At 71.5% G+C, this 15,813-nt stretch carries 15 protein-coding genes; 8 read left to right on the top strand and 7 right to left on the bottom strand.

Annotated features, from left to right (window positions below):
* The first annotated feature begins 31 nt into the window (after nucleotides 1–31).
* Entirely contained in the window at nucleotides 32–292 is a 261-nt protein-coding gene (locus tag LG391_RS25585) for a GlsB/YeaQ/YmgE family stress response membrane protein (protein ID WP_225770874.1), read from the top strand.
* A 29-nt stretch (nucleotides 293–321) separates the two neighbouring features.
* Here the strand turns inward: LG391_RS25585 and LG391_RS25580 are convergent, their stop codons facing one another.
* Nucleotides 322–975, bottom strand: a complete 654-nt coding sequence (locus LG391_RS25580; RefSeq protein ID WP_225770873.1) for a hypothetical protein — start codon at nucleotides 973–975, stop codon at nucleotides 322–324.
* 130 nt (nucleotides 976–1,105) lie between these two features.
* Here LG391_RS25580 and glcF point away from each other — a divergent pair, with 130 nt between their 5' ends.
* Nucleotides 1,106–2,410 carry a glycolate oxidase subunit GlcF gene (glcF, locus tag LG391_RS25575; protein ID WP_225770872.1) on the top strand — a complete coding sequence of 435 codons (1,305 nt, stop codon included), beginning with the start codon at nucleotides 1,106–1,108 and terminating at the stop codon, nucleotides 2,408–2,410.
* A gap of 115 nt (nucleotides 2,411–2,525) precedes the next feature.
* Here glcF and LG391_RS25570 read toward each other — a convergent pair whose 3' ends face one another.
* Complete coding sequence (locus LG391_RS25570; protein ID WP_225770871.1) at nucleotides 2,526–5,108, bottom strand: penicillin-binding protein 1A; 2,583 nt, start codon at nucleotides 5,106–5,108, stop codon at nucleotides 2,526–2,528.
* Between the two features lie 194 nt (nucleotides 5,109–5,302).
* On the opposite strand from LG391_RS25570, the gene LG391_RS25565 reads away from it, so the two are divergent.
* A complete protein-coding gene (locus tag LG391_RS25565; RefSeq protein WP_225770870.1) occupies nucleotides 5,303–5,770 on the top strand; it encodes a phosphatase PAP2 family protein in 468 nt (155 codons plus the stop codon).
* 4 nt (nucleotides 5,771–5,774) lie between these two features.
* Here the strand turns inward: LG391_RS25565 and LG391_RS25560 are convergent, their stop codons facing one another.
* The 3 genes from LG391_RS25560 to LG391_RS25550 all read right to left on the bottom strand — a co-directional run bounded on the left by LG391_RS25560 (nucleotide 5,775) and on the right by LG391_RS25550 (nucleotide 8,352).
* Nucleotides 5,775–6,197 (bottom strand): VOC family protein, encoded by a 423-nt coding sequence (locus tag LG391_RS25560; protein WP_225770869.1) that lies wholly within the window; start codon nucleotides 6,195–6,197, stop codon nucleotides 5,775–5,777.
* A 7-nt stretch (nucleotides 6,198–6,204) separates the two neighbouring features.
* A complete protein-coding gene (gene irrA / locus LG391_RS25555) occupies nucleotides 6,205–6,621 on the bottom strand; it encodes an iron response transcriptional regulator IrrA (protein WP_225770868.1) in 417 nt (138 codons plus the stop codon).
* An 84-nt stretch (nucleotides 6,622–6,705) separates the two neighbouring features.
* Complete coding sequence (locus LG391_RS25550) at nucleotides 6,706–8,352, bottom strand: electron transfer flavoprotein-ubiquinone oxidoreductase (protein WP_225770867.1); 1,647 nt, start codon at nucleotides 8,350–8,352, stop codon at nucleotides 6,706–6,708.
* 163 nt (nucleotides 8,353–8,515) lie between these two features.
* Between LG391_RS25550 and LG391_RS25545 the strand changes: the two genes are divergently transcribed.
* The 5 genes from LG391_RS25545 to LG391_RS25525 all read left to right on the top strand — a co-directional run bounded on the left by LG391_RS25545 (nucleotide 8,516) and on the right by LG391_RS25525 (nucleotide 13,205).
* Nucleotides 8,516–9,382 (top strand): uracil-DNA glycosylase, encoded by an 867-nt coding sequence (locus LG391_RS25545; RefSeq protein WP_225770866.1) that lies wholly within the window; start codon nucleotides 8,516–8,518, stop codon nucleotides 9,380–9,382.
* A gap of 77 nt (nucleotides 9,383–9,459) precedes the next feature.
* Complete coding sequence (moaB, locus tag LG391_RS25540; protein ID WP_225770865.1) at nucleotides 9,460–9,993, top strand: molybdenum cofactor biosynthesis protein B; 534 nt, start codon at nucleotides 9,460–9,462, stop codon at nucleotides 9,991–9,993.
* A gap of 5 nt (nucleotides 9,994–9,998) precedes the next feature.
* The gene (locus LG391_RS25535) at nucleotides 9,999–10,904 is read left to right on the top strand and encodes a PHB depolymerase family esterase (RefSeq protein ID WP_225770864.1); all 906 of its coding nucleotides are present in this window, start codon (nucleotides 9,999–10,001) and stop codon (nucleotides 10,902–10,904) included.
* 299 nt (nucleotides 10,905–11,203) lie between these two features.
* Nucleotides 11,204–12,892, top strand: coding sequence for a 2-isopropylmalate synthase (gene leuA, locus LG391_RS25530; RefSeq protein WP_374200780.1), 1,689 nt, complete (start codon nucleotides 11,204–11,206; stop codon nucleotides 12,890–12,892).
* 106 nt (nucleotides 12,893–12,998) lie between these two features.
* Complete coding sequence (locus tag LG391_RS25525; RefSeq protein WP_225770863.1) at nucleotides 12,999–13,205, top strand: hypothetical protein; 207 nt, start codon at nucleotides 12,999–13,001, stop codon at nucleotides 13,203–13,205.
* Nucleotides 13,206–13,237: 32 nt separating this feature from the next.
* Here LG391_RS25525 and LG391_RS25520 read toward each other — a convergent pair whose 3' ends face one another.
* Nucleotides 13,238–14,488, bottom strand: coding sequence for a DUF1501 domain-containing protein (locus LG391_RS25520; RefSeq protein WP_225770862.1), 1,251 nt, complete (start codon nucleotides 14,486–14,488; stop codon nucleotides 13,238–13,240).
* A 4-nt stretch (nucleotides 14,489–14,492) separates the two neighbouring features.
* On the bottom strand, nucleotides 14,493–15,812 hold the full coding sequence (locus LG391_RS25515; protein WP_225770861.1) for a DUF1800 family protein: 1,320 nt from the start codon (nucleotides 15,810–15,812) through the stop codon (nucleotides 14,493–14,495).
* Nucleotide 15,813 lies beyond the last annotated feature (1 nt).

Here is a 15,813-nt window from a genome sequence, read left to right as displayed (position 1 = left end):
GGATGGTCGACTCGCCTCGGAGGGAGAGCCCATGGGCATCATCGGCACCATCATCATCGGTTTCGTCATCGGTCTGGTCGCCAAGTTCCTGATGCCCGGGCGCGACCCGGGCGGTTTCATCATCACCATCCTTCTCGGCATCGCCGGGTCGGTGGTCGGCGGCTGGCTCGGCCTGCAACTCGGCATCGTGCCGGAGAGCGGCTTCGGCCGTTTCCTGCTGGGCGTGGTCGGCGCCATCGTGCTGCTGATCATCTACCGGATCATCGCTGGCCGCAGCAGCAGCGCCGGCTGAGAGTGCGGGCGGCCCGCGGGCCGCCCGTCCTACCGCACCGCTTTCGCCAGATGCGCGTAGGGCTCGCCGCGGCGCGGCTGCAGCGCCTGCGCCGCATCGGTGTCGGCATGGGTGGCCCGCAGCAGCGTCGGGGTCCCGTCCGCCGCCAGCTCCACCGTCGCGAACACCAGCTCGCCGCAGGGCGCCGGCCAGCCGATCGGCCGCACCCCCGACACCGTGGCCGCCGCGTAGGGCGAGCAGTCGGAGGCGACGTCGACACCGGCCGCCGCTGGCTTGCCGCCGACAAAGCGCCAGACGGCCACCTGCTTGCCCACCTGATCGAACACCGCCGCCGGCTCGCCATAGCGGGCCTTCAGCGGGGCCAGCGCGTCCGCGGCGCTGCGCGGCCCGCCCGAGTCGAAGCGCACGGTCTCGGCCACCGAATACAGCCGGTTGCCCTGGGCCGGCGGGGTGAACTGCAGCAGCAGCGTGCCGTCGCCCGGCCGTGCCGAGGCGACCAGGCCGGTCCAGGGCGCCTCGCCCGGCGCGGCGAAGGTCACCGCCCGGCCGGCGAAGGCGGCAGCCTGACGCGGCGTCTGCCCCAGCGCGATGTCCTGGACCACCGGCCCTCCGGCCCATGCCGTGCCGGACAGGCCGCACAGCAGAGCCGCGAGCAGGGCCTGGCCCATCCGAACCATTGTCATCTCGGCCTCCCGGTGTTTGCGGCCAGCGTACTAACCCCCATGACGGTTGACAACGCTCCCGGCCGCATCGGCCGGGTTCCCTTTGCGCCGGGCCGCGGGCTACTGTCGGCGCAACGACGGGAGGGTGCGGGTGCAGACTCATTTCTCGCTGGCGCAACTGGCCGATCCGGACAATGCGGTCTCGGAACAGATCCTGCGCACCTGCGTGCACTGCGGCTTCTGCCTCGCCACCTGCCCGACCTACACGGTGCTGGGCGACGAACTCGACAGCCCGCGCGGCCGCATCTACCAGATCAAGTCGATGCTGGAGGGCGGCGGCCCGGCGCCGGCCAGCGTCGCCAAGCATCTCGACCGCTGCCTGTCCTGCCTGTCCTGCATGACCACCTGCCCCTCGGGCGTGCACTACATGCACTTGGTCGATCACGGCCGTGCGGTGGTGGAGAAAACCTATCGCCGGCCGCTGCAGGATCGGGCGATCCGGGCGCTGCTGGCGGCCGTGCTGCCGCGGCCGCGGCTGTTCCGCTTGGCGCTGATGGGGGCGATGGCGGCCCGGCCGGTGGCGAGGCTTCTGCCCAGGCGGCTGCGCGCCATGCTGGCCCTGGCGCCGCGCCGGCTGCCGCCGCCCAGCCCGGTCGACCGGCCGCAGGTCTTCGCCGCCGAAGGGCCGCGCAAGCGGCGGGTGGCGCTGCTGTCCGGCTGTGCCCAGACCGTGCTGGACCCGGCGATCAACGAGGCGACGATCCGCCTGCTGACCCGTCACGGGGTCGAGGTGGTGGTGGCGCCGGGCGCCGGCTGCTGCGGGTCGCTGACCCACCATATGGGACGGGAGGAGGCGGCGCTGGCCTCGGCCCGGGCGAACATCGAGGCCTGGGGCCGCGTCCTGGAGGAGGGCGGCCTCGACGCCATCGTGGTCAACACGTCCGGCTGCGGCACTACGGTCAAGGATTACGGCCACATGTTCCGCGCCGACCCGGCCTGGGCCGGGCGCGCGGCCAGGATCTCGGCCCTGGCGAAGGACGTCACCGAGCTGATGGACGAGATCGGGCTGAACCCGCCGGCGCGGCCGGGCGGCCAGGCCGTGGCCTACCATTCCGCCTGTTCGATGCAGCACGGCCAGCGCATCGCGGCGCCGCCGCGCCGCCTGCTGGCCGCCGCGGGGTTCGAGCTGCGCGAGGTGCCGGACGGGCATCTCTGCTGCGGCTCCGCCGGCACCTACAACCTGCTGCAGCCGGAGATCGCGGACGAGCTGCGGGCGCGCAAGGTGCGGGCGGTGGAAAGCACCGGGGCCGCGATCGTCGCCGCCGGCAATATCGGCTGCATCACCCAGATCGGCCTCGGCACCGCCCTGCCGGTGGTGCACACGGTCGAGCTGCTGGACTGGGCCACCGGGGGGCCGAAACCGGCTGCCCTGAAGCTCGCCCCGGCGGCCGCCTGACGCGGTTTTCTGCGCTTCCGGTGCTCACGCACCAAATGTGCGCTGCGCTCCGGTTCTCGAAAACCACGCCAGCCGACTCACCGGGACGCGCTTCAGACCAGCCTCTTGAGACCGGTCAGTAAAGACCGCCCGTTCCTGTCAGCGCATCCTGGCTGGTCTCGCCGAAGGTGTCGGCGACCGGCGGCGGGCCGGGCTCGGTGCCGGGGCGGAACGCCTCCATGATCACATCCGACCCGCCCGGCTCCGCCGCATAGCCGTTGCGGCGGTCGACATAGGCGAAGCTGACCCCGGGCGGCACTGCGAAGGCGCCGGGGTCGTCCCCGGCCAGCGCGTCCTTGATGAAGTCGCTGAAGATCGGCACCGCGATCGAGCCGCCGGTGGCGCCGGCGCCCAGGCTGCGCGGCTTGTCGTAGCCGACGAAGATGCCGACCGCGAGCTTCGGCGAGAATCCCACGAACCAGACGTCGTTCGAATCGTTGGTGGTGCCGGTCTTGCCGGCCAGCGGCAGGCCGAGGCCGGCGAGCCGGGCGGCGGTGCCGCGCTGGGTGACGCCCTGCAGGATCGAGATCATCTGGTAGTTGGCGATCGGGTCGTCCAGCTGTTCCCCGCGCGGCCGCTGCGGCGCCGGCTGGCCGGTCCAGGAGGTCGCGGCGCAGGGGATGCAGTCGGCCCGGTCCGGTCCCACGACGCCCTGCTGCCGCAGGCTGCGGCCGTCGCGGTCCTGCACCCGCTCGATCAGATAGGGGCTGATCTGGTAGCCGCCATTGGCGATCGTGGCATAGGCCGTGGTCAGCTTCAGCGGCGTGGTCTCGCCGGCGCCCAGGCCCATCGCCGGATACAGCGGCATGTTCTGGTAGATGCCGAAGGCCTCCGCCGTCTCCTTGACCGGCTGCAGGCCCATCTCGACCAGGAGGCGCACCGTCATGACGTTGCGCGACCGCTCGACGCCCGAACGCAGCGTAGCGAGGCCGATGAAGCCGCCGCCGTAGTTGCGCGGCCGGTAGCGGCCGGCGCCCTGGCCCTGGTCGACCGAGATCGGCGTGTCGTAGATCAGGCTGGACGGGGTGTAGCCGTGCTGCAGCGCCGAGAGATAGACGAAGGGCTTGAAGGCCGAGCCCGGCTGGCGCTGCGCCTGGGTGGCGCGGTTGAACTCGCTGAGCGAGAAGTCGAAGCCGCCCGACATCGCCAGCACCTTGCCGGTGAAGGGCTCGATGGCGACCAGCGCGCCCGACACCTCCGGCACCTGGCGCAGCGAATAGGCGGCCAACGCCGGCGCCGAGGTCTTGGCCCCGGCCGGCTGCACCCAGATCACGTCGCCCTTGGCCAGCACGTCGTCGGCGCCGCCGACCTGGCGGCCCATGCGGCCGTTCTCGACCCGGCGGGCCCAGGTCAGGTCGGCGCGGTCGATGCGGCCCTGGCTGCCATCCTCCAGCCCGATGGTGGCGGCCTGGCGGTCGACCTCCAGCACCACGGCCAGGGTCCAGCCGTCGATCTGGGCCGGCCGGTCGATGCCGGTCAGGAAGCGCTGCCACACCGGCCGGTCGTCCTTCGGCGCGGCGGTCGGGGCGACCGCGGCCGCCGATGGCTGCTGCTGGTCCGGCAGGCGCACGCCCATTGCCGACAGCGCGCCGAGCAGCCGTCCCTGCTGTGCGGGGGGCTGGGCGGCCGGCTGGGCCGGCGCCTGGGCGGCCTCGGCCTGCGCCACGGCCTCGGCCGAGGCCGGCAGATCGAGCATGGCCGAGATGTTGGTGATCGGCCCGCGCCAGCCGCGGTTGCGGTCGAAGCGCTCGAGCCCGGCGCGCAGCGCCCGGTCGGCGAAGAGCTGCAGCCGCGGGTCGAGCGTGGTGCGCACCGCCAGCCCGCCGCGATAGAGCTGGTCGTTGCCGAAGGAGCGGCGCAGCGACCGGCGAACCTCCTCGGCGAAATAGGGGGCGTGCACGGTTTCCAGCGGCGCCTGGGCCCGCACCGCCAGCGGCTCGGCCTTGGCGGCGGCGGCCTGCTCGGCGGTGATGGCGCCGTCCTGGGCCATGCGGTCGAGCACGTAGTCGCGGCGGGTGCGCGCGGCCTCCGGCCGGGTGATCGGGTTGTAGTTGTTCGGCGCCTTCGGCAGCGCCGCGAGGAACGCCGCCTCGGACAGCGACAGCTCGGCCGGCGGCTTGCCGAAATAGCGGGCCGAGGCCGCGCCGACCCCGTAGGCGCCGCGGCCGAGATAGATCTCGTTGAGATACATCTCCAGGATCTGGTCCTTGGAGAAGTCGTGCTCGATCTCGAAGGCCAGGATCAGCTCGCGCAGCTTGCGCAGGGCGCTGACCTCGTTGGTCAGCAGCAGGTTCTTGGCCACCTGCTGGGTGATGGTCGAGCCGCCCTCGAGCCGGCGGCCGTGCCGCAGGTTCTTGATGTTGGCCACCATGGCGCGGGCCAGGCCGGACGGGTCGACGCCGTGATGGTGGCGGAAATTCTGGTCCTCGGCCGAGATGAAGGCCTGCACCAGATAGGGCGGCAGGGCGGACAGCGGCACCACCACCCGGTTCTCGACATAGTATTCGCGCAGCAGCGATCCGTCGGCGGCGTAGATCCGGGTGGTCTCGGGCGGCTGATAGGCGGCGAGCTGGCCGGCATCGGGCAGGTGCAGCTCGGGTCCGGCGGCGGTGGCCAGGAGCTTCAGCAGGACGGCGGCGACGGAAAAGCTGGCGGACATGCGGGCGGTTCAATGGTCCCAGGGCGTCTCTTACTAAACGTTCAACCGGCGAATCGGAAACGCCTTCTTCTGAACGAGGCCATGCGGCAGATGGGGGGCGGGCCGCGAGACACGTCCCTCCGCGCCCTTCCGGCGCCGCAGCCTGCGCCGCCATGCCGCTTCGCCGGCGGCCCCGCGCGTGGGATGATGGCGGCATGAAGACAATCGTCCTCCTGATGTCGATCGGCCTGCTCGGCTGGTGGCAGGTGGTCGTGCCGCTGCAGGTCATCGTCGCGGCCGCCGCCTTCGCCCGCGGCCGGTGGCGGCTGGCCGTGTTCAGCCTGGCCGCACTGGCCATGGCGGTGGCTGCGGTCGCGGCCGCGCGGGCGGTCGTCGATTGGCACCCGGACGGCTTCGGCCGGATCGGGGTCGTGCTGCCCAGTGGCCATTCGGCCCTGGTCGTCGTCGCGGTGACGACGGTGGCGGCGCTGGCCTGGCCGCGCTGGTCGCGGCGGCGCATCGCGGCAGCGGCGGCGCTGATCCTGGCCGTCGGCGGGGTCATGGCCGTGAGCGGTCATACGGTCGGGGACGTGCTGGTCGGCCTGGCGCTGGGCGGCGTCTCGGTCCTTGCCGCCGGGGGCGTCGCGCGGTTCCGCTGGCCGCGCCGGACGGCACCGGCCTGAGGACTCAGTAGTTCGGCCAGAGCCCCGGCGTGGCCAGCTCGATGACGTGGCCGTCGGGGTCGGCGAAATAAAGGCTGGTGCCGCCGCGCGGCCACGCCATCTCTCCGGTCAAATCGACACCGGCGTCCGTCAGCCGGGCGCGCCAGGCGTCGAGATCCGCGGCCGGCACGGCGAAGGCCATGTGCAGCCGCCCCGTGCCCTCGTGCCCGGGGATGGTGCCGGAGGATTCCACCACGTCCTCGGAGGTGGCGCCGGCCAGGAACAGCAGCAGCACGCCCTGGCGGCCGGCGTCCAGCGCCACCAGCCGCGGGCTGCGCAGCATCACGCGCAGGCCCAGCACCCCTTCGTAGAAGGCGGCGGCGCGATCCAGGTCGGCGACGTAGAGCGAGGTCTCGAGCAGCCCGTCGATGCGCGGCGCGGCGGTCATGGCGCCGTCAGGCGTCATCCGTGAGGCGGATCACCACGTCGACCCGGGCGATGCGGGTGCCGGCCGGCGCCTCGGGCAGGGCCGAGACCACCACCGCCTCGCCATGCACGTCGCGCAGCTCGCCCGTGGCCTCGTGGTAGAAGTGATGGTGGTCGCGGATGTTGGTGTCGAAATAGGAGCGGCCAGCCTCGACCACCACCTCGCGCAGCAGCCCGGCCTCGGTGAACTGGTGCAGGGTGTTGTAGACGGTCGCCAGCGCCATGGCCTGGCCGGCCGCCAGCGCCTCGCCGTGCAGCGCCTCGGCGGTGACGTGGCGGTCGCAGCCGTCGAACAGCAGCCGCGCCAGCGCCACGCGCTGGCGGGTCGGCCGCAGCCCGGCCTCGATCAGCCGGTCGATGGGGACGGTGTCGTGAGCGTCCGTCATTCTGGTCCTGCAATGATCCCCTTCGCACCATAATCTGTGCGGCTCCGGGGAACAACACCCCGGCGCCGGGGATCGATCCGCATCCTACATCATCTGGTAGTTCGGGCCGCCGCCGCCCTCCGGCACGGTCCAGACGATGTTCTGCTTCGGGTCCTTGATGTCGCAGGTCTTGCAGTGCACGCAGTTCTGCGCGTTGATCACGAAGCGCGGGTCGCTGCCGTCCTCGTTGCGCACCACCTCGTACACCCCGGCCGGGCAGTAGCGCTGCGCCGGCTCGTCGAACACCTTCAAGGTGTAGGCGATCGGGACCGACGGGTCCTTCAGCTTCAGATGCGACGGCTGGTTCTCCTCATGGTTGGTGTTCGACAGGAACACCGAGGAGAGGCGGTCGAAGGTGATCACCCCGTCCGGCTTCGGATAGTCGATCTTCTTCGACTGGGCGGCCGGTCGCAGCGTCTCGTTGTCCGCATGCTTGTGGTGCAGGGTCCAGGGCAGCTTGCCGCGGGTCCACAGCTCGAGGCCGGAATAGAGCGTGCCCAGGATGGTGCCCCAGCGGAAGGCCGGGCGGCAGTTGCGCACCACCGTCAGCTCCTGCCACAGCCAGCTCGCCTTCAGCCGCTCCGGATAGGCCGTCACCTCGTCATGGCCCTCGCGGCCCTCGGCCAGGGCGTCGAACACCGCCTCGGCGCAGACCATGCCGCTCTTCATCGCGGTGTGGTTGCCCTTGATCCGCGGCACGTTGACGAAGCCGGCGGAGCAGCCGATCAGGCAGCCGCCCGGGAAGGTCAGCTTCGGGATCGACTGCAGCCCGCCCTCGTTGATGGCGCGGCCGCCATAGGCCAGGCGCTTGCCGCCCTCCAGCGTGGGCCGGATCAGCGGGTGCGTCTTGAAGCGCTGGAACTCCTCGAAGGGCGACAGGTACGGGTTCTTGTAGTCCAGCGCGACGACATAGCCGATCGAGACCAGGTTCTCGCCGAAATGGTAGACCCAGCTGCCGCCATAGGTCTCGTTGTCCAGCGGCCAGCCGAAGCCGTGCTGCACCAGGCCGGGCCGGTGGTTCTCCGGCTTCACCTCCCACAGCTCCTTCACGCCCAGGCCGAAGGTCTGCGGGTCGCAGTCGGCGCGCAGGGCGAAGCGCTCCATCAGGATCTTGGCCAGCGACCCGCGCACGCCCTCGCCGATCAGCGTGTATTTGGCGTGCAGCTCCATGCCCGGCGTGTAGTTGCCGGTCGGCTGGCCGTCCTTGCCGATGCCCATGTCGCCGGTGGCCACGCCCTTGACCGAACCATCTTCGTGGTACAGCACCTCCGCCGCGGCGAAGCCGGGATAGATCTCGACCCCCAGCGCCTCGGCCTGCTGCGCCAGCCAGCGCGTCACCAAGCCCATGCTGACGATGTAGTTGCCGTGGTTGTGCAGCTCCTTCGGCAGGCCGAAATTGGGCAGGCGGAAGCTGCTGACGCTGGTGTAGTAGTGGAACTCGTCCTGCGCCACCGGCGTGTCCAGCGGCGCCCCCTTCTCCTTCCAGTCGGGGATCAGCTCGTTCAGGGCGCGCGGGTCCAGGACCGCGCCCGACAGGATGTGGGCGCCGACCTCCGACCCCTTCTCCAGCACGCAGACGCTGACCTCGCGCCCCGTCTCCGCCGCCTTCTGCTTCAGCCGGATCGCTGCCGCGAGGCCCGCCGGCCCCGCGCCCACGATCACGACGTCGTACTCCATCGATTCGCGTTCCATCGCGCGTTCCTGTCGTTTGGTTGGCGGCATGCTACAGAAATGCATCCCGGGAATCGAATGGCCGATCATGTCGCGCTGGCTTTGGCTCCGGTTGCGACGTGTCGGCCCAAGCGGACGCTGCGGCAGGTGTTGACAGGCCGGGCGGCGCGGCGGCTTCTAGCGCATGGACAGGATCAGCGAATCAGCCGTGCAGCCCGCCGAGATCATCGCCCTGCTGAGATGGTACCAGGACGCTGGCGTCGACGAGACGATCGGCGACGATCCGGGCGCGCTCGGGCGTCCTCGCAAGGCCGCGGCGCCGACGGCGGTCCAGATGGCGCCGGCGCCGCAGCCCGCCCCCGCCGCCCCGGCCCCCCAGGTCCGCGCGGTCGGCGCGGCCGCGGTGCTGCCGGGCAGCGACGCCGCCACCGGCGACGCCCGCCGCATCGCCGCCGGCTGCAGCACGCTGGAGGAGCTGGCGGCGGCGCTGGCCGCCTTCGACGGCTGCGGGCTGAAGGCCACCGCCACCCAGATGGTCTTCGCCGACGGCAACCCCGAAGCCGACATCATGATCGTCGGCGAGGCGCCGGGGGCGGAGGAGGACCGGCTTGGCAAGCCCTTCGTCGGCCAGTCCGGCAAGCTGCTGGACCGCATGCTGGCGGCGATCGGGCTCGACCGCACCACCGTCTACATCTCCAACATCGTCAACTGGCGGCCGCCCGGCAACCGCCAGCCGAACGCGGCGGAGATCGCGATCTCGCTGCCCTTCATCGAGCGCCACATCGCGCTGATGCAGCCGAAGATCCTGCTCTGCGCCGGCGGCACCTCGGCCGCCGCGCTGCTGGCGACGCGCGAGGGCATCACCCGCATCCATGGCCGCTGGTTCGACCGGTCCTTCCCGGACCTGCCGGCGCCGGTGCCGACCATGCCGATCTATCATCCCGCCTTCATCCTGCGGCAGCCCAGCATGAAGCGCGACGTCTGGCGCGACCTGCTGGTGCTGAAGCACCGGATGAAGGAGCTGGGCTGCGGCTTCGCGTCCGCCGGCTGACCGTCGTTTCACTTTTCCCGGCGCATCCCGTCGGCTAGCTTGGCCGCTTCGTTCGACCACCGCATTTGGGGGGACGCATGCCGGGCCGGATCGACGAGTCACGCCCGTTCATCGCCGTCAACATCGCGCTCCTGACCGTGTCCGACACGCGCACCGCCGCCGACGACAAGTCCGGCGACACGCTGGCCGAGCGCATCGCCGCGGCCGGCCATGCGGTGCGCGAGCGGCGCATCGTCAAGGACGACCAGGCGGCGATCGAGGCGCAGCTCAGGGCCTGGATCGCCGATTCGGAGATCGACGTGGTGGTCGCCACCGGCGGCACCGGCGTCACCGGCCGCGACGTGACGCCGGAGGCCTTCCACGCGGTCTACGAGAAGCACATCCCGGGATTCGGCGAGCTGTTCCGCTGGCTGTCCTACGACAAGATCGGCACCTCGACGATCCAGAGCCGGGCGACCGCGGGCGTCGCCGGCGGCACCTATCTGTTCGCGCTGCCGGGCTCTCCCTCCGCCTGCCGCGACGCCTGGGACCTGATCCTGAAGGACCAGCTCGACAACCGGTTCCGGCCCTGCAATTTCGTCGAGCTGATGCCGCGCCTCCGCGAGAAATGACCACGATGACTTCGCTTCTTCGCGCCGGCCGGCTGGCCGCCTTCGCCTGCCTTCTCGCCGTGGCCGCCTGCGCGGCGCCGGGCAACGGCCCCCGCTCCGCCGCTCCGGCCGCCAGCACCGTCGCCCAGCTGCCGCCGCTTCCGACCAGCGGCTGCGGCCTTCCCGCCGCGGAAGGGCGGCAGACGCTGAAGTTCCAGGGCGCGTCCTGGCGCTACATCGTCGACCTGCCGCCCGGCTACGACAAGTCGGTGCCCACCCGGCTGATCCTGGCCTTTCACGGCCGCACCGGCACGGCCGAGAAGGTGCGGACCTATTTCGACCTGGAAGGCCCGGCGGCGCGGCCGGCGATCGTGGTCTATCCCCAGGCGCAGGGCGGCTGGGGCGGCCGGGCGGACCGCGACATGGCCTATGTCGACACTCTCCTGGCCCGGCTGAAGGCGACGCTCTGCGTCGACCAGAACCAGATCTTCGCCGCCGGCCATTCCATGGGCGGCAGCTTCGTCAACGACCTGTCCTGCGGTCGCGCCGGGGTGTTCCGCGCCACCGCCGTGGTCGCCGGCGGCATCGGCAGCGTCCGCCCCTGCCGGGGTCAGGTGGCGGCGATCCTGCTGCACAACCCGAAGGACAACATGGTGCCCTACAGCCAGGGCATCGCCGAGCGCGACAAGCGGATCGCCCAGAACCGGCTGGCCGCCACCCCGGTCGACGCCAGCGCCACCTTCCGCTGCAAGCGCTGGGGCAAGGCCGACATCGCCGACCCGGTGGTGTTCTGCGACCTGCCGTCGACCATGAACGGCCGCCGGCCCTATTCGCATGGCTGGCCGGACGGCACCGGGCCGACCATCACCGGCTTCTTCGACCGGATCACCGACCAGCGGATTCAGTTGACAGAGCGGCCCCCGGCCCCTTAGGTGGGGGGCATGACGATCCGACTTCGCACGCTTCGACTTATCTGATCGGCGCCCCGAAGGGCGCTGAAACCGAAGCCGCTGCGACCTCTCTTCCGGATCCCCTCCATGACCCCCGACCGATCGTATCGACAGGCTTTCTCCCGCATTTCCCGGGACCTGCTGCGACTTATCACCGGCCGCTGAGCGGCGCATCGCGCGCCCGGCGGCCGTCTTCGCGCATCCGTGTCATGCGCCCGTCGTCAATTCGCCCTATCCTCATATGTCCGGCCGCCCGCCGGCCGGTGCGAGAGAGAAATCCGATGTCCGTGATGCAACCCAAATCCGGAATGCCGATCGAGAAGTACCGCCCGGTGCAGACCGTGGCGCTGACCGACCGGCAATGGCCGAACCGCGTCATCGACCGCGCCCCGGTCTGGTGCTCGGTCGACCTGCGCGACGGCAACCAGGCCCTGATCGAGCCGATGGGCACCGACCGCAAGCAGCGGATGTGGGACCTCCTGGTCCGCATGGGCTTCAAGGAGATCGAGGTCGGCTTCCCCGCCGCCTCGCAGACCGATTTCGACTTCGTCCGCCACCTGATCGATAACGATCTCATCCCCGACGGCGTCACCATCCAGGTGCTGACCCAGTCGCGGGAGGAGCTGATCCGCCGCACCTTCGACGCCATCCGCGGCGCCAAGCGGGCGATCGTCCATCTCTACAACTCGACCTCGACGCTGCAGCGCCGGGTGGTGTTCGGCCTCGACCGCGACGGCATCACCGAGATCGCGGTGCGCGGCACCAAGCTGATCAAGGATCTGGTGCCGACGGTGCCGGAGACCGAGATCGTGTTCCAGTACTCGCCCGAGAGCTTCACCGGCACCGAGCTGGACTATGCCCGCGACATCTGCGGCGCGGTGCTCGACGTCTGGCAGCCGACGCCAGAGAGGAAGGCGATCCTGAACCTGCCGGCGACGGTCGAGATGGCGACGCCGAACGTCTATGCCGACCAGATCGAGTGGTGCCACCGCAACTTCGCCCGGCGCGACAGCTTCGTGCTGTCGGTGCATCCGCACAACGACCGCGGCACCGGTATCGCCGCGACCGAGCTGGCGCTGATGGCCGGCGCCGACCGGGTCGAGGGCACGTTGTTCGGCAATGGCGAGCGCACCGGCAATGTCGACATCGTCACGCTGGGGCTGAACATGTTCACCCAGGGCGTCGACCCCGAGCTCGACCTGCACGATGTCGGCGAGATCGTCCGCACCGTCGAATACTGCAACCAGCTGCCGGTGCATCCGCGCCACCCCTATGGCGGCGAGCTGGTGTTCACCGCCTTCTCCGGCTCGCACCAGGACGCGATCAAGAAGGGCTTCGCGGCCATGGAGAAGAGCAACAGCGGGCTGTGGGAGGTGCCGTACCTGCCGATCGACCCGCAGGACATCGGCTGCAGCTACGAGGCCGTGATCCGGGTCAACAGCCAGTCCGGCAAGGGGGGCGTCGCCTATCTCCTGCTGACCGATCACGGCCTCGATTTGCCGCGCAAGCTGCAGGTGGAGTTCAGCCAGGTGATCCAGAAGCTGGCCGACGAGACCGGCAAGGAGATCTCGTCCAAGGTGATCTGGCAGGAGTTCGAGCAGGAGTACCTGGCCCCCGGCCGGGTCGAGGTGGTCGGCCACACCACCCTGCCGACCGGCCGCGGCGAGCGCCACATCGAGGCGCAGGTGAAGATCGACGGGGTGGAGAAGACGATCAAGGGCGAGGGCAACGGCCCGCTCAACGCCTTCGTCGACGCGCTGCGGCGCGAGATCGGGGCGGATGTCGACATCGTCGACTATCGCGAGCACGCGCTGCGCAGCGGTTCCGACTCCAGCGCCGCGACCTATGTCGAGGCGCGGGTCGGCGGCAGGACGCTGTTCGGCGTCGGCATCGACAGCAACATCGTCATGGCCTCGCTCAAGGCCGTGGCCAGTGCCGTGAATCGCGGAGCCCGCAAGGGCGCCGTGTAAGGCCCGGGCCTGCCGGGTCCGCGGCCGGCGGACCCGGATCGGGTCGCCGGGCATTGTGCGAGAACGCGACGGCAGCCCGCCGGCGCGGCGAACCGAGGAGGGGACCATGCCGCAGCTTCGACCCGATGACCTGTCCGCCGACGAGAAGGACGCGCTGGGGCGCATCCACCGCCACGAGCCCGGCGTCGCCGACCATGTCCGCCTGGCCCTGCAGGCCCGCGGCCTGATCGAGGAGCGGCAGGGCAAATGGGCGCTGACCAATGACGGCAGCGTGCTGCTCGCCAGCATCGGGCTGGGCAAGCTCGACACCTGACGGGCGGTTGCCGGGCTGGCCGGGCGGTCCTGTCAGGCCCGCCTGACCAGCTCCCGCATCGGTGCCGCCTCGACGCTGCCGGGGAAGACGACGCGGTCCAGCGCGTCTCCCGGCAGGCCGAGATGGTCGCGGAACACGCCCTTGACCACGGCGCGCAGATCCGTGGTCGGGGCCAAGTCGCGGCCCTGGTACAGCCTGTCCTGCGCCAGTCCCGGCCAGTCGGCCAGCACCCGGCCGCCATGCACCGCGCCGCCGGCCAGGAAGGCGACCGAGCCGGTGCCGTGGTCGGTGCCGCCGGAGCCGTTGGCCGCGGCAGTGCGGCCGAACTCCGTCACCGTCAGGATCGCGGTCTGCCCCCAGGCGTCGCCGAGCCCGCGGCGCAGCGCCTGCAGCGTCGCGGCATAGCCGGCGAGCAGCCGGTCCAGCCGCTTCACCTGCTGCACATGGGTGTCCCAGCCATACAGCTCCATCACCGCGATGCGCGAGCCGCCGGGATCGGCCAGGAACCGGCCGGCGGCCTCGGCCAGCTGCAGGTCGGCGCCCGCCGCGGCCCCGGCCATGGCGTTGCCGGCCATCGCGCCCTGGGCCGGCGTGGCCGGGCCCGCCGCGGAGGCGGATTGCACCATGCCCTGGATCTGCCGGCCGAAGGCGGTGGTGTCCAGGCCGGCGGCATAGGCCGCGTGCAGCGCCAGGTCGCGGTCGTACAGCCGGGCGACCAAGTCTGGGAAGCCGGGCGGCAGCCCGGCCGGCTTGTCCGGCAGCCAGGAGGTGACCGGCGTGGCGCCGCGCAGCACCAGCGGGACCTCCTCGGCGAAGGCGATGCCGAAGCGCCGGTCGGTGGCGCCGATCAGGCCCAGCGTGCGATTCAGCCAGCCGTCGCGGGTACCGTCCAGCCGCGCGGCCCCGGTCTCCAGCAGGTCCTGGCCGTCGAAATGCGACCGGTCGCGATAGGGCGAGGCCACGGCGTGCAGCGGCAGGAAGCTGCCCTCGGCGTACCAGTCCTTCAGCGGCGCCAGGCCGGGATGCAGGGCGAAGCGCCCGTCCAGGTCGACCATGCCGCCGTCCCGGCCGGGGTCGGGCGGCAGCAGGGCGCCGCGCAGCGCGCGCAGCTCCGGGTCGGCATAGGGCGGCATCGCCGCCAGCCCGTCCAGCGCGCCGCGCAGGATGATCAGGACGAAGCGCTGCTGGATCGGCGCCTTGGCCAGCAGCAGCCGAGCCGGCAGCACCGTCGCCGCGGCCGTGGCTGCCATTCCGCCGAGAAGATGGCGTCGGGTCAGGTCCATCCTCTCACCTCCTCTGGAATTCGGGGCTCAGCAGCGCCAGGGCCATGCCCTCGCGCTGGCTCGGCGCGCCGCGCAGCACGTCCCTGGTCTGCTCCGACAGGGTCGGGCCCAGCAGCGCCTCGGCGAAGGGCAGGGGCGACTGGTCGGCGACGAGGCGCGGGATCACCTGATAGCTCCATTCGATCCGCTCCATCACCAGCTCCGGCGCCAGCCAGTCCGATTCCCGGTCCGGCCAGCCCTGCGGCGACGGCGCGTCATAGATCTTCTGCCCCAGCCGGCGGGCCCAGTTCACCGCGGCCGGCCCGGCCTCGGCGAGGTCGAAGCCGCGCGCGGCCGAGACCACGAGGTCGAGCGGCGACTTGAACTTGCGCCGTTCCGGCCGCCAAGCCTCCGGGCTGTCGATCAGCGCCTCGGACACCGCGGCCAGGTCGCCGCCGGTATCGCGGAAGGTCTTGGCCAGCCGGTCGACTGCGTCCTGCGGCGGGTCGTCGGCGATGAAGTGGCGGGCCAGCTGCGTGGCGATGTGCCGGGCGGTCGACGGATGCGCGGCCAGGGCGTCCAGCGCCGCCTCGCCCTCGGCCTCGCCGGCCTCGGGGTAGGTCCTGCCCAGGAAGGTCTTCGGCCCGGGCTCGTGGCCGGTCGGGCGGAAGGCGAAGACGGTGCCGGGCGGGTCCTTGGCCCGGCCGGGCGTCCAGCCGGTCAGGATCATCGCCAGGGCCCGCACGTCGGCCTGGGTGTAGCCGCCGTCGACGCCCAGCGTGTGCAGCTCCATCAGCTCCCGCCCCAGATTCTCGTTCAGCCCGACGCCGGCCTTCTGCCCGTATTTCGAGTTCGGGCCGATCGAGCGGACATTGTCGAGATAGAACAGCATCGCCGGGTGATGCACCACCGCGCCCAGCAGGTCGCGGAACCTGCCGGTCGCGAAGGGGCGGATCGCCTCGGCCTCATAGGCGCCGGCGAAGGGCATGACATAGGTCTGGGCGTAGGCGACGGTGAAGTGGTTGGTCCAGAACTTGACCAGCCGTTCGCGGAACGGTGTGTCGCTGGCGATCGCCGACTGGATATGCGCCGCACGGTCACGGTCGCGCAGCGCCCGGGCCTCCTCCTGGGGCGGCTTGCGGCTCTCCTCGTCGGGCGCCGACTGGACCGCGATCAGGACGTCCAGCGCGGCCCGGGTCATCGGCATGTCGCCCGCCGGCGCCACGGGCTGGCGGATCTGCGCCCGCAGCCAGTCCCAGGGGTTGTCGGCAAGGGTCTCGAGCTGTCCCGGCCGGGCGCCAAACCCGAATCGATTGGCGGCGATGGCCGCCTCGACGAGAGACATG

Source organism: Inquilinus sp. Marseille-Q2685 (assembly GCF_916619195.1).
In the GTDB taxonomy this organism is placed as follows: Bacteria; Pseudomonadota; Alphaproteobacteria; order DSM-16000; family Inquilinaceae; genus Inquilinus.
The sequence above is the reverse complement of the archived record's forward strand: the minus strand, read 5'-3'. Positions and strand labels throughout refer to the sequence as shown.